We start from the raw sequence: 12,939 nt of genomic DNA, 5'->3' as shown, positions 1-12,939 counted from the left end.
CTTCAGCTCAACCGATCGGCGTCGCGCGCCGCGCGCGCGGCCGGCGTGCGCGCCGCCACCGACATCACCGGCTTTTCCCTGCTGGGACATGCCGCGGAGATGGCCAATGCCTCCGGCGTGCAACTGCATTTGTATCTGGAGCGCATCCCCCTCCTGGAGGGGACGCGGCAGTACGCCGAGGAATGGCTTTTCCCCGGCGGGGCACACAGCAACAAGGAGTTTTTCGCGCCGCAGGTGCGGTTCGCCGGCCGCATCAGCGAGGAAGAGCAGATGATGCTCTTCACCCCGGAGACCTCCGGCGGGCTTCTGCTGGCCGTGCCGGCGGAGAGGGTGGAGGAATTCCTGGCGGCCTGTCAATCCTTCGGACAGCCGGCCTGGCACATCGGCGCGGTGGAGTCAGGGGCAGGGATCGTGGTGGAATAAAGTGAGCGTCACCCCTTTTGGGGTTCCTCGGCATCCGCCGGCGGCTCCAGCTCCTGCACTAGGCGCGCCAGCTCCTCGATCCCCTTCAGGATTTTGGCCACATCGCGCTCCTGCGTGGGCGTCAGCGGCCCATCCATGGAGAGCATGGAGGCATATCCCCGCATATAGGTCAGCACCACTTTCATGCGGTGCGCCAGGGCGTCCGAATCAGAAGCGGATATCACGCGGATTCCCCTCCCTCAGGCGCGCAGACGCTGGATGACCACCGGCAGGGCCGGCAGGAGGTCGCTGGCCACGACGCCGCAACTGATCTGCCGGCTGAACTCCACCTCCTCCGCGGCCATGCCGTGCAGGAACCCGCCCACCAGGGCGGCATCCAGCGGCGAAAGCCCCTGCGCCATCAGCCCCACAATGGCGCCGGCCAGCACATCCCCGGTGCCGGCGGTCGCCAGGACCGGGTTGGCGAAGGGCAGGATATATGTCTCGCCGTCAGGGCTGGCGATCACCGTATGCGCCCCTTTCAGCACCACAATCTGGCCCCACTGCTGGGCGGCCCGGCTGGCAATCCCGATGCGGTCGGCCTGCACCTCTTCCGTCGTACAGCCGAGCAGGCGCGCCATCTCGCCCGGATGCGGCGTGAGGACACAGCCGGCGGGGATGTGCTTCCACCACTCCTCCGCCTTCGCCAGGGCATTGAGCGCGTCCGCATCAATGACCGTGGGGGGCAGTCGGCAGGTTGAGGAGGGCGTGCCGGCCGGCGCGGTGGTCTCCACGAAGCCGATGCGCGTCCGCCGGCGCGGCAGGCGCAGTTCCCCGCTCAAAAAGGTGTGCACAAAGCGCACCACCTCGTCCGCCTGGCCCAGGCCCGGGCCAATGAGCATGGCATCGAATTCCTGGATGCGTTCGCACAGAACGTCCACCGCCTCATCGCTGACGACGCCCAGCGACTCCGGGAGCAGGATGTAGGTCGGTTCGTAGAGCTTGGCGGCCACGATGGGGAAGACACTGCGGGCCAGGGCCAGCGTGACCAGGCCGGCGCCCACGCGGGTGGCCGCCGCGGCGGCCAGGGCCGGCGCGCCAGTGTAGTTCACCGATCCGGCGATGATGAGAGCGCGCCCAAACGTCCCCTTATGGGCATCCAGCGGCCGTTGGGGCAGGCGCTCAGTAACCATCTTGGTGGTGACCAGGTGCAGGTGGCAGTCCTTCACCAGGCGGGGCGGGATGCCGATCTCCGCGATCAGCAGTTTGCCGAGGACGCCGGCACCGGGGAAGATAAACTGGCCGCGCTTGGGGAAGCCGAAGGTGACCGTGACATCCGCCGGCACTGTAGCCGGGTCCAGCGCGCCTGTATCGCAGTTCACCCCGCTGGGGACGTCCACCGCCACCACCAAGGGCATCTCAGGGCGCTCCGGCACCTTCAGCGTCGGGTCAATGACCTGCAATGCCTCTTTCATCCAGGGCAGTCGGGCCCGCCGGCGGCGTTCCACCGTCTCCCGCACCACGCCCAGCAGTTCCGCCAGGTCACCGGTGATGGGGCGGTCGGTCCCTGTCCCCAGCAGGGCATCCAGCACCACGTTCGCCTGCTCGCATTCCTGACGCAGAGCCGCCCAGCCGGCGTCCTCCTGCGCCCACAGGATGCGACAGCCGGCGTCGCGGGCGCGGGCGAAGTTGGCATCCCCTTCGACCTTCCGCTTCCAGATATAGCAGGTAACCAGCCCGCCCATCTGCTGGAGATGAAAGGCCGCCACCAGGCCATCCCCGCCGTTGTTGCCCGGCCCGACCAGCACCAGGATGCGCAGGCCCTGCGGGTCGGTCAACTGGCGCACGGCCGTGGCGACGGCCTGGCCGGCGCTCTCCATCATCATGGCATACGTCTGACCAGCGGCATCGGCGGCGGCTTCTGCCTGCCGCATCTGTTCCACGCTCAGGATGTACATGACGCACCTCTCCCAACTGCGCGTTCGGCCTGCGGCGGATGGTACAGCAGGCCGGCGACGAGGGCATGACAGATCGCGGTGACCAGGACGATGCCGGCGTAGGACAGGCGAATGGCGGCGGATGGCGAGGTACCGATGGGGTTCAGCGGATGACGGATCACGCCCGTGGAGCCAAGCAGGTATAACGCGCCGGCCGCAAGCAACAGGTTCGCCAGCGCCCGCGCCACAGGCGCCGGCGACCATTCCGCCGCCAGCACCGCCGCCGCCAGCAGAACGGTGACATATATGGTGGAGCGCACCCGCGGCTCGCCCCAGGCGATCAGCTCACCCCAGGCCAGGTAGGTGACGATCATGCTGGAGAACAGATACAGGAGCCAAACGAGCGCGGTGGCCCGCTGTACGGCGGTCAGCCAATGCAGGAGCGCGTCGTGCCGGCACACCAGCCAGGCCAATGCCAGCAGGCCGGCGGCCAGGAAGCCCAGCATACAGGAGCGCACCAGCGCGCCGTGCAGAAAGACCAGTTTGACCACCTGGCCGAGGGTGCGCTCCGCCGGCGCCGCCCAGATCAACAGCGCGTCCAGGAGAACGCCGGCCGCCAGAAGGCCGGCCAGCCAGAGGCGGTTCGGGAACGCGGCGGGACAGCGTGCAGGTGAGGTAAGGGACCGCATAACGCCTCCCAGGTGCGAATGTCGGGAAGGAGTATACCACAGCCCGGGCCGGCCGGCAACCAATTCAGGTGACCGTCACCTCGGGGGTAGCTGTCCCCTGGCCACCCCTCTTTGCCATGCCGGCCGGCTGTGGTATACTTGCGCTGGTCGGACAGGTGGACATCCTTTACTGACGGGGAGACCATATGGTGCCAGTGATTCGCCGGCGCATCTGTCAGATTCTCCTGCCAGCCCTGCTTCTGCTGGGAACCGCGGCGGCCTGCGGCGGGCCGCCGGCCGAACGCATCTCGCCGACCGACGGCAAGGTCATGGTGCGCGTCCCCGCCGGCGAGTTCGTCATGGGCGCCAAGACCGATGATCGCGACGCCGCCGGCGACGAACAGCCCCAGCACACGGTCTACCTGGACGCCTTCTGGATGGACAAGACCGAAACGACCAATGCCCAGTACCGCCGATGCGTGGAGGCCGGCGCCTGCCGGCCGCCGGAATACTCCTTCTCCTATACCCGCGACCATTATTTCGACGACCCGGCATTCGACCATTACCCCGTCATCTGGGTGAGCTGGGACGATGCCCGCGCCTACTGCGAATGGGCGGGGAAGCGTCTGCCCACGGAGGCGGAATGGGAAAAGGCGGCCCGCGGCCCGCAGGCGCGCCGTTATCCCTGGGGGGAGGAGCCGCCGGACGGCCGGCTGGCCAATCTCTGCGATGCCAACTGTCCGTTCGATTACCGCCACCCCGACATCGATGACAAATATGCGGACACGGCGCCGGTCGGCAGTTATCCCGCCGGCGCCAGCCCCTACGGCCTGCTGGATATGGCCGGCAACGTCTGGGAATGGGTGGCAGACTGGTATTCCGCGGATTACTACACCTGGACCGTCCAGCGCAACCCGACCGGGCCGGCATATGGCACGGAGCGCGTCATGCGCGGCGGCGCGTGGAACATGCGGCAGAAGGACATCCGCACCGCGGCACGCGAGAAGGGCGCCCCGGGCCACACCTACGCCAACGTGGGCATCCGCTGTGCCCAGGATGATTGACACAGGCCGCATCCCTTTTCAATTTGCGGCGTCTTTTCTTTGGAAGCCGCTATCTGGAAGGGAAGGGCTATGCGCAAACGCAGTGTGCTGATGACAGTGTTGCTGGCCGGCATGGTGCTGTTGGGATGGCTGGCCTTCGCCCGCGCCGGCGAACCACCTCCCCAGTCCACGCCGCTGGACGCTTCTGCCAAGCGGGTCTATCCTGCCGGCCCCTCAGAGGCGCCCTATTCCACCCTGCGCTATGAAATCCTGCTGGCCAACGCCGGCGAAGCCCTTTCTCACGTCAGCCTGGCGGACAAACTGCCCGACCAGGTGGAGTTGGTGCGCGGCAGTGCCACCGGCGGACTGATTTACCTCCCCAACCTGCGCACCCTGCGCTGGGACGGCGCCCTGCCGGCCAACAGCGCCATCACCCTGACATTTGCGGTGCAGTCCCTGGTCCGCCAGCCGATGACCATCACCAACGAGGCGCTCATCTGCGACGTGAATGCCCCCTTCTGCATCACCCGTTCGGTGACGAGCCGGCTGGAGCCCCGGCCGGGAGCACCGACGCCCACCCCTACGCCGGCGCCCGAGCTGGACTGTTCCCAGAGCCTGCCGATGAGCCTCGATGCCCCGCTGTATCACGGCGACACCTCCGCCGGCCTATCCCAGGTGCGGTATTATGCCGGCGCCCCCTGGGACGAATCGGGGCCGGAGGTCTTGTACCGCCTGGAGCTGGAGGCCTCGACAGCGGTCACCCTCACGCTGGAGGAGGCAAAGCCGGAGCTGGACCTCTTCGTCCTGGCCGGCTGTGACCCCCTGAACTGCATCGCGTTCGGCGACCAATCGGCGGCCTTTATCGGGCCGGCCGGCACCTATTACGTGGTGGTGGATGGAAGGGACGGCGCGGCCGGCACATATACCCTGCGCCTGCAGGGCGAGCCGATGGAGCCCCCCACACCCCCGCCGCCAACGCCCACGCCGGAAACGCCGGCCATCGCCCGCACCTTTTTGCCCCTGCTGTGGCGCCTGCACCCCCTGCCGCCGGCGCCCACCCCAACCCCGACGCCCTCCTGGCCGGTCTCCCTGGATGCCGTCTGGCTGGAAGGCCCTAAGGACCAGCCCAATTACGCCTTCCGCAACTGCGAGGTGATCTACCAATGGGTCCGCATCACCAATCACTCCCCGGCGCCGGTGCCGGTCGCCGTGGACTGGCTGGTGCAGGATTGGCTGGGGCGAAGGGTGCCGGCGTTGAGCTATCATGATTGGCAGATCAACTGGCCCAGCGGGACCTACAGCGCCAACCTGCCGCGGGCCGTACCGCCAGACCTCGGCCTGGGCTCTTATTCCCTGACGGTGCGCCTGCGCGGGCCAGACGGCCTCGTCAACGAGCGCATGGTGTATTTCTCCATCACGTTGGATGAGCCGGTGACACCTCCGCTGGCGGAGTTCGTCACCAGCAAAGGGGTGAACGCCGGCGGACTGCCGGAGGAAGTGACGGAGGTCTTCCGCCCGGACGATGAGGCGGTCTACGCCTGGGGCTGGTGGCAGCGCGCCGGCGGGGTGCCCCATACCATCCGCTGGACCTGGTACACACCGGACGGCTCTCTGTACGCCTCCTACGAGCGGCAGTACAGTGCCGAATGCACCTTCTACGCATGGTCATGGTTGGAGATTGCCGGCACAGAAGTGGCGGCCATGCCCGGCACCTGGAACGTGGCAGTGTGGTACGACGAGGCCTTCGCGGGCTTGCGCTCCTTCGCCATCGGCACCGGCGCGAGCGAGAGCGTTCAGCCGGCCCACGCCGGCGGGGAGGGCCGGCCGGCGCTCTGCCTCGCGCCCGACTGTCCTCCGCTGGCGGAATTCCCCGCCCCCTGAGAGCGCCCAATCCGTCGGAAAAACAAGCGCCGGCCCATCATCAACAGGGCCGGCGCTCTTTGTCCTCCAGGAAGCGCCCAGGGTTTCGGAACGCGTTACTTCAGGCTGAGGAGCGGGATCGCCATCCGTCCGATGACCTGCGCGTAATACGACTCGAAATCGCCCATCAGGGTACGGGTAATGGGGCCGATGCGGCCGCCGTTAATGGGCGTATCATCCACCCTCACGATAGGCACCACATGCATGCTGGTGGAGGTGACGAACATCTCGTCAAAGAGGGGCAGTTCACTGAGGGGAAGGGGACGCTCGATAATGGGGATGCCCCGTTTCTCCGCCAGCTTCAGCACCAGGTCGCGCGTGATGCCGGAGAGCACCTGATACGCCGGCGGCGTAGCCAGCACGCCGTCCACCACCGCAAAGATGTTACTGCGGGAGCCTTCGGTCATCTGGCCGGCGTCGTTGACCAGGAAGGCCTCGTGGGCGCCGGCCTGGCGCGCCTTGCGCAGGGCCAGGTAGTTCACCAGGGTGTTCAGGGTTTTGGCCTGGGGAAGGGGCCGGCATCCCGGATAGGTGATGGCGGTCGCCCCCAGCGTGTAGAAGGTGGTGGGATAATGGGGCAGGACCATGGGCAGGATGTAGACCAGCGCCTCATCCTCGCCGTTGGGCCCAAAGGCCACGATGCGCAGCAGGGACTCGGTGATATGGTCGAGCCGGATCAGATGCTCCACCCAGGCGCGCAGTTGCGCCTGCGTGTACGGGAGCGGCATTTCGATAATCTGGGCGGAATGGAAGAGCCGGTCCAAATGATCGTCCAGATGGAAGGGGACGCCGGCATCTACCTCGATGGACTCATAGACGCCGAAGCTGTAGAACAGGGCGGAGTTCAGCACCGAGATAGTGGCTGACGCCTTCGGCAGGACCCTCCCGTTGAGGATAATATGCTCCGATATGATCTCACCCGCCATATGTCCGGGTCCCTCGACGCTTCTGCAAAATGTATGCCGGGGCGGGGGCCGCCGGCCGTGCGGATTATTATACCACGACACCGCCGGCCGGCCAAGATACGGGCCGGCGAATTGGACAGCACCGCGCATGTATGGTACATTTTACCCACATCCAACGGCTGAACATGTATCATTGGCTCGGACGCCGGCAGTATCCGTACACAAAGGAGTGTCGCCATGTTCCGCATCCTGGCCATCAATCCCGGTTCCACATCTACCAAGATCGCCGTTTTCGAGGACGAGACGCCGCTCTTCACCGAAGTTATCCATCACGACGCCCAGGAGCTGGCAAAGTACACCCGCATTTTTGACCAGTACCCCCTGCGCAGGGACGCGGTATTGAACGCCCTTCAGCGCCACGCCATCCCCATCGCCTCCCTGCATGCGGTGGTCGGGCGGGGCGGTCTCCTGCGGCCCATTGAGAGCGGGACATATCTGGTCAACGAGCGCATGTTGGCCGACCTGCAGGCCCCGAAAGAGCGCGAGCATGCCTCGAACCTGGGCGCCGTCATCGCCCATGAGATTGCCGTGCAGGCCGGCGTCTCCGCGTACATCGTTGACCCGGTCTGCGTGGACGAGTTCGACGATATCGCCCGCATCTCCGGCCTGCCGGAGATCGAGCGCAAGTCCCTTTCCCACGCGCTGAACATGAAGGCGATGGGCCGGCGCGCCGGCAAAGACCTGGGCAAACCTTATCACGAGCTGAACCTGGTCATCGCCCACATGGGCGGCGGCATCTCGGTCAGCGCCCACCGCAAGGGCCGCATGGTGGACGTGAATCAGGCGCTGGATGGGACGGGGCCGTTCAGCCCGGAGCGCGCCGGCGGCCTGCCCGTGGGCGACGTGGTGCGCATGTGCTATTCCGGCAAGTACACCTATGAGCAAATGATGCGCAAGATCGTCGGGCAGGGCGGGCTGGTAGCGCATCTGGGCACCAACAATGCCACTGAGGTGGAGCGGCGCATCCTGGCCGGCGATGCCCACGCCCGGCTCGTCTATGAGGCCATGGCCTATCAGATCGCCAAGGAAATCGGCCTGGCCGCCACCGTGCTGTACGGCCAGGTGGATGCCATCGTGCTCACCGGCGGCCTGGCGCATTCGGAGATGCTCATCAACTGGATCCGGCCGCGGGTGGAATGGATCGCCCCGGTGCTCGTCTATCCCGGCGAGGATGAACTGCTGGCCATGACCCAGGGTGTCCTGCGCGTCCTGCGCGGTGAGGAGCCGGCGAAGGAATATTGAGAATCGGCTGTTGACCAAATTGGTAATTTGATATAAGATTGCGGCAGGCCATTCTGCTCAGTGAGCTGTCCAGGACGAGGGGAGATCACGATGGCGCAGGAAACAAAGTCAGAGGCCGCACGACAGCCCGTCATTCTCTGCATCGAGGACGAGCCGGAGATGATCGACCTGATCCGGCTGATCCTGGAACGCCGGGGGTATAAGGTCCTGGGGGCGGTCGGGGGCGAAGAGGGCATGAAAGCCCTGGAAGCTCAGGTGCCCGATCTCATCCTGCTGGACCTGATGATGCCTGACATGGACGGGTGGGAGGTGTTCCGGCAGGTACGGGCGAACCCGCGCCTCCAGCATATTCCCGTGGTGGTGGTCACTGCCAAGGCGCAGTCCATTGACAAGGTGCTGGGCCTGCACATTGCCAAGGTGGATGATTACATCACGAAGCCCTTCGGACCTCAGGAGCTGATCGAGGCGGTGGAGCGGGTGTTGAGCCGGCAAGCCGCTTCCTGACGCGCACACCTGGCAGTGCGTCAAGAGGTCACGCCGGCATCCTCCCCCTCATCATCCACGCACAGCTCCTCGCGGAAACAGACCGGCCCCCGCAGGATATGGTGCACCTCACAGGTGCGGGCAGAGTTGTATAGAATGCGCTGTTCGCGCGGACTGTAGCTCGAGGACAAGTGAATAGTGTTCTCAAATGTAACACCGCCCCGGCCGTCCGGGGCGGTTTGCATGCGCACGACCACCGAAAAGACGCCGGCCGGCATCCCCTTCGCGGCGGCGACCGCCGCCATGGTCAGCACCATTCAGGACGCCAGCGCCACCCCGATCAGCTCCACCGGACAGAGGCCGGCGGCCTGCACCGCCACCTCGATTTTGCGCCGCACCAGCAATTGCCGGCCGGCAAGCTCCACCAGGGCCTCGCCGGCCGGCGTAAGGGTCGCCCGAACCTCTCGCCTCTCCCACTCCATGAAGCCGCAACCGCCGCCGAAAGGGTCGTCGTTATTTGCCGTACTTCGCCCGCTCCGCGGCGATGAACTCCGCGAAGGCCGGGTCCTGCGGCTTCATCAGCTTGTCCAGCTCCGACGGGTCCGACATCTCGATCTTCACCAGCCAGCCGGCCCCGTACGGGTCATGGTTGACCTGGGTGCTTTCCCACTCCAGCTCCTCATTGGCGGCGACGATCTTGCCGCTGACCACCGCTTTAATGCGGCCAACCCACTTGCCCGATTCCATGGACATAAACGGCTCGCCCTGCTTGACCTCGCGCCCTTTGCGGGGGACCTCCACATAGACGATTTCGCCGGCCAGGCTCTGACCGAAATCGGTCAGCCCCTGGGTGACCACCGAACCCTCCACGCGCGCCCAACTGTGTTCGCGGTCGTACAGCAGATCATCGGGGAAGTTGTACTGGTCGATGTTCATGGTGTGCTCCTTTTCCGGGCTTTAAGATATGGACCGATGAAAACGCGTATGGGCAGAGAGAATCAGCCGGGCGAACGAACGCCGGCATCGGCCAACGCAGCAAATTCCATTTACGGCAGTTCCGGAGCCTGCTCATCCATGTGCTGGAGTTCACCCTCATCCAGCAGTCGCTCCCGCGCCCGCAGGTACACATCGCAGGTGTGACATTTCTGCTCCTGCCGGCAGGTCATGGAGGCGATGGCCCAGCAGGGCGTGGTGCGGTCACGGCGCGCCTCACAGTTCTGGTACTGCTCGGGAGGACAACCGCGGATCTCCCAGCAGGGCATCAGCGCCAACAGCCGGCGGATGCCTTCCTGATTGAGGCCCTGTTCGTGGATCAGGTAGCGGATACAGCGGATCCAGCGCAAGTCATTGTTGGAATAGATACGGCGGTTGTTGCGGCGGGCGGGTTTGACCAGGCCGGCGGCCTCGTAGAGGCGCAGAGTCCTCGGGTGGACGCCCAACAGTTCTGCCGCGGTAGCGATGGTATAGACCGGGCGGTTATCCTTACTGCTCATGGTAATCTTCCCCCTCCAATCATCCCTCACCAGGTCAGACCAGCACAACAAATATTATAGCACTGAGTGGCCGCATTGTCAAAACAAATGTGTATATTTTGGGGTATAAGACCATCACTCTTTGACGACAATCTCCACGGTTGGGCTTTCCAGCCACTCGCCGGCCTCCGTGCGGCCGCGCGCCCGGAAGCGGTGCCGGCCGGCTTCCAGCTCCCAGCGAGCCGCGTACGGCGGGGACTCCAGGCGCGCCAGCAGGACATCGTCCACGTACAGCTCCACCGGCGTCAGGCGCAGGCCGGGCTGTACCTCCGCCAAGACCTCGAGGCGCTGGGTCTGGCGCGGCAGGGCGGGGTTCAGACGATAGACATCGCCGGCGGCGGGGCTGGCCAGCCAGATGGGCGATGGGCCGGCCGCCCGGCTGATCGCATAGGAAGGAGGATGAGAGGTGGGCGGTTGAGGCAGTTGTTCCTGCCGCGCCCATGCCTGGGCTTCCGCCGGCAGTACCAGGTACACCCGCTCCACCACCTCCTCCGCCGGCGTGGACGCATCCGCGAGCTGGCCGGTGCGGCGGTCAATGTGAAAACGCTGATGCAGGGGACAGGTTTCTGTCGGCTGTGTGCCCTCGATAAACCACTCCAGCCGGCGGTGTGGACAGTCAGGGTTGGGCAGGAGGCCGGAGACGGCGCAGACCTCCACCTGCACCAATCCGTCGGGGCGGGCAAACCCCCGCCGCGGCCGGCCCTGATGGATGCGCAGCATGATGTCGTGCCAGATGGGGCCGGCGCCGCTGACCCCCGAGACGCCGTACATGGGGGCGTTGTCGGCATTGCCCACCCAAACACCGGTCACGTAGTCCGGGGTATAGCCAATGGTCCAGTTATCCCGCCAATCGGTGGTGGTGCCCGTCTTGACCGCCGCCGGCCGGTCCAATCTCAGCCACGGCGACGCGCCGAAGCCCAGCCGGCGGGCCTGCGCGTCCGCCAGAATGTCGGTGATGAGGAATGCTGTCTGTGGAGTGATGACCTGGGAGGAGGGGCCGGCCTGCCACTGGCGCAGGATGTTCCCCTCCGCGTCCTCCACGCGCGCGATGGCGCGGATCTCCACCCGCCGGCCGCCGGCCGCCAGGCCGGCATAGGCCCGCGTCAGCTCCAGCAGGGACACCTCTCCCCCACCCAGGGTCAGCGTCAGGCCGTAGCGCTCGGCAGACTGGAGAGAGGTGATGCCCAGCCGCGCACACAGGTCGATGACCGGTTGTACGCCGATGTCGCTCAACACCCGCACCGCCGGCAGGTTCAGCGATGAGGCCAGCGCCGTGCGCGCCGAAACCGGCCCATGAAAGCGCAGGTCGTAGTTCTGCGGCGCATAGACCTTGCCCTCGGCGGTCAGGAAAGTGGTCGGGATATCGAGGATCATGGTGGCTGGCGTGTAGAGGCCGCTTTGGAAGGCCGTGGCATAGGTGAAGGGTTTGAGGGCGGAGCCGGGCTGGCGCAGGGCCAGCGCGGCGTTCATAGCGCCGCTGATGCGGGCATTCGTATAGTCCGGACTGCCGACCATGGCCAGAATATCGCCGGTGTTCGGGTCCAGGATGACCACCGCGGCGTTGTCCACGCGCCGGCGCACCCCCTGCTCGTCCGGCCGATTCAGCTCCTCCAGGCGCCGGCGCGTCACCTCCAGTGCAATGCGCTGGAAGTCCAGGTCAAGGGTGGTGTAGACGCGCAGGCCGCCCTGGCGCAGGCGGTCGGTTCCCAGCTCGCGCTCCAGGATGCCGGCCACATAGGCGGAGAAATGGGGCGCTTCCAGCAGATATGGGAAGGGGGAGGAGGAGAAATACAGCGGCTCCCGCGCCGCCTGTTCCGCTTCCTCCTCCGTGAGATAGCCCTGCTGAACCATGAGGCGCAGGACCACGCGCTGACGTTCCATCGCGGCGTCCGGATGTTCCAGCGGGTTGTAGGCCGCCGGCGACTGGATCAGGCCGGCCAGCAGGGCCGCCTGGGCCAGGTCCAGCTCCGCGGCCGGGACGCCGAAATAGGCGCGGGCGGCGGCCTCGACCCCAAAGGCAAAGTTGCCGAAATAGGTCTGGTTGAGATACAGCGCCAGAATCTCATCCTTGGAGTAGCGGCGGGTCAGGCGATACGCCAGGGTGGCCTCGCGGATTTTGCGGCGCAGGGAGGTCTCATAGCGCTCTTCCGGCGAAAGCAGAAGACTGCGCACCACCTGCTGAGTGATGGTACTGCCGCCGGCCACCACTCGGCCGGCGCGCAGATTCAGCCACAAGGAGCGCAGGATGCCGCGCGGCGAAAAGCCCGGGTTCCGGTAAAAGGTGGCATCCTCCGTGGCAATGACCGCCTGGCGCAGGTGGAGCGGGATGTCCTCCAGCGAAAGCGGGACGTTCTTGCCGGCCTCCGGGTGGATCACCTCATGGATAACCCGCCCCTGCCTATCGTAGATAAAGGAACTGGGAGCCGAAAGGCGCGCCGACACTCCCTCCACCGGCGGCAGATCGCACACCAGGAGGGCATAATACAGGCCGGCGCCCCCCAGGAGGAGCGTCTCCAGCACCAGGGCCAACAGCAGGGCAGCCCGCAGGAACCTGCGCACCCGAGAGGGCCGGCGCTCGGTTGTCGAACACGCCGTTCCCATCATCTCACTCGGATTCAGCGTCATAAGAGAGGCCTTACTGCCAGGACGCTGAAAGGGGGAGCAAAGTTCCCGCCGGCGCCCTCCATCTCAGGAATAGACGCGCTCGCGCCGGCGCCAGCAGGAATCCTTCAGGGCACACCGATGGC

The 12,939-nt window shown here is 66.0% G+C and carries 14 protein-coding genes; 5 read left to right on the top strand and 9 right to left on the bottom strand.

Features of this window, described 5'->3' with window-relative positions:
• On the top strand, positions 1 to 423 hold a 423-nt coding region (locus tag H5T60_04965; GenBank protein MBC7241777.1), incomplete at its 5' end, for a selenide, water dikinase SelD.
• Positions 424 to 431: 8 nt separating this feature from the next.
• Here the strand turns inward: H5T60_04965 and H5T60_04960 are convergent.
• Genes H5T60_04960 through H5T60_04950 form a run of 3 tightly spaced genes read right to left on the bottom strand, consistent with a single transcriptional unit; the run spans position 432 to position 3,028 of the window.
• Positions 432 to 647, bottom strand: coding sequence for a hypothetical protein (locus tag H5T60_04960; GenBank protein MBC7241776.1), 216 nt, complete (start codon positions 645 to 647; stop codon positions 432 to 434).
• A 15-nt stretch (positions 648 to 662) separates the two neighbouring features.
• Positions 663 to 2,360: a bifunctional ADP-dependent NAD(P)H-hydrate dehydratase/NAD(P)H-hydrate epimerase gene (locus H5T60_04955; protein ID MBC7241775.1), complete on the bottom strand. Its 1,698-nt coding sequence runs from the start codon at positions 2,358 to 2,360 to the stop codon at positions 663 to 665.
• The gene (locus tag H5T60_04950; protein ID MBC7241774.1) at positions 2,348 to 3,028 is read right to left on the bottom strand and encodes a hypothetical protein; all 681 of its coding nucleotides are present in this window, start codon (positions 3,026 to 3,028) and stop codon (positions 2,348 to 2,350) included. The genes H5T60_04955 and H5T60_04950 overlap by 13 nt, the downstream gene beginning before the upstream one ends.
• 185 nt (positions 3,029 to 3,213) lie before the next feature.
• Between H5T60_04950 and H5T60_04945 the strand changes: the two genes are divergently transcribed.
• On the top strand, positions 3,214 to 4,071 hold the full coding sequence (locus tag H5T60_04945) for a formylglycine-generating enzyme family protein (GenBank protein ID MBC7241773.1): 858 nt from the start codon (positions 3,214 to 3,216) through the stop codon (positions 4,069 to 4,071).
• Between the two features lie 69 nt (positions 4,072 to 4,140).
• A complete protein-coding gene (locus H5T60_04940; GenBank protein ID MBC7241772.1) occupies positions 4,141 to 5,931 on the top strand; it encodes a DUF11 domain-containing protein in 1,791 nt (596 codons plus the stop codon).
• 95 nt (positions 5,932 to 6,026) lie between these two features.
• Here H5T60_04940 and H5T60_04935 read toward each other — a convergent pair whose 3' ends face one another.
• Entirely contained in the window at positions 6,027 to 6,896 is an 870-nt protein-coding gene (locus tag H5T60_04935; GenBank protein ID MBC7241771.1) for an aminotransferase class IV, read from the bottom strand.
• Positions 6,897 to 7,112: 216 nt separating this feature from the next.
• Here H5T60_04935 and buk point away from each other — a divergent pair, with 216 nt between their 5' ends.
• Both buk and H5T60_04925 read left to right on the top strand, forming a co-directional pair.
• Positions 7,113 to 8,177: a butyrate kinase gene (gene buk, locus H5T60_04930; GenBank protein MBC7241770.1), complete on the top strand. Its 1,065-nt coding sequence runs from the start codon at positions 7,113 to 7,115 to the stop codon at positions 8,175 to 8,177.
• Positions 8,178 to 8,267: 90 nt separating this feature from the next.
• On the top strand, positions 8,268 to 8,681 hold the full coding sequence (locus tag H5T60_04925; protein ID MBC7241769.1) for a response regulator: 414 nt from the start codon (positions 8,268 to 8,270) through the stop codon (positions 8,679 to 8,681).
• Positions 8,682 to 8,701: 20 nt separating this feature from the next.
• Here H5T60_04925 and H5T60_04920 read toward each other — a convergent pair whose 3' ends face one another.
• The 5 genes from H5T60_04920 to pbpC all read right to left on the bottom strand — a co-directional run bounded on the left by H5T60_04920 (position 8,702) and on the right by pbpC (position 12,817).
• Positions 8,702 to 8,977, bottom strand: coding sequence for a hypothetical protein (locus H5T60_04920; GenBank protein MBC7241768.1), 276 nt, complete (start codon positions 8,975 to 8,977; stop codon positions 8,702 to 8,704).
• Entirely contained in the window at positions 8,978 to 9,142 is a 165-nt protein-coding gene (locus tag H5T60_04915) for a hypothetical protein (GenBank protein ID MBC7241767.1), read from the bottom strand.
• Positions 9,143 to 9,173: 31 nt separating this feature from the next.
• Positions 9,174 to 9,596 carry a glycine cleavage system protein H gene (locus tag H5T60_04910; protein ID MBC7241766.1) on the bottom strand — a complete coding sequence of 141 codons (423 nt, stop codon included), beginning with the start codon at positions 9,594 to 9,596 and terminating at the stop codon, positions 9,174 to 9,176.
• A 110-nt stretch (positions 9,597 to 9,706) separates the two neighbouring features.
• Complete coding sequence (locus H5T60_04905) at positions 9,707 to 10,153, bottom strand: MerR family transcriptional regulator (GenBank protein ID MBC7241765.1); 447 nt, start codon at positions 10,151 to 10,153, stop codon at positions 9,707 to 9,709.
• Positions 10,154 to 10,267: 114 nt separating this feature from the next.
• The gene (gene pbpC, locus H5T60_04900; protein ID MBC7241764.1) at positions 10,268 to 12,817 is read right to left on the bottom strand and encodes a penicillin-binding protein 1C; all 2,550 of its coding nucleotides are present in this window, start codon (positions 12,815 to 12,817) and stop codon (positions 10,268 to 10,270) included.
• Positions 12,818 to 12,939 lie beyond the last annotated feature (122 nt).

Source organism: Anaerolineae bacterium, from assembly GCA_014360855.1.
Lineage (GTDB): Bacteria > Chloroflexota > Anaerolineae > JACIWP01 > JACIWP01 > JACIWP01.
The sequence above is the reverse complement of the archived record's forward strand: the minus strand, read 5'-3'. Positions and strand labels throughout refer to the sequence as shown.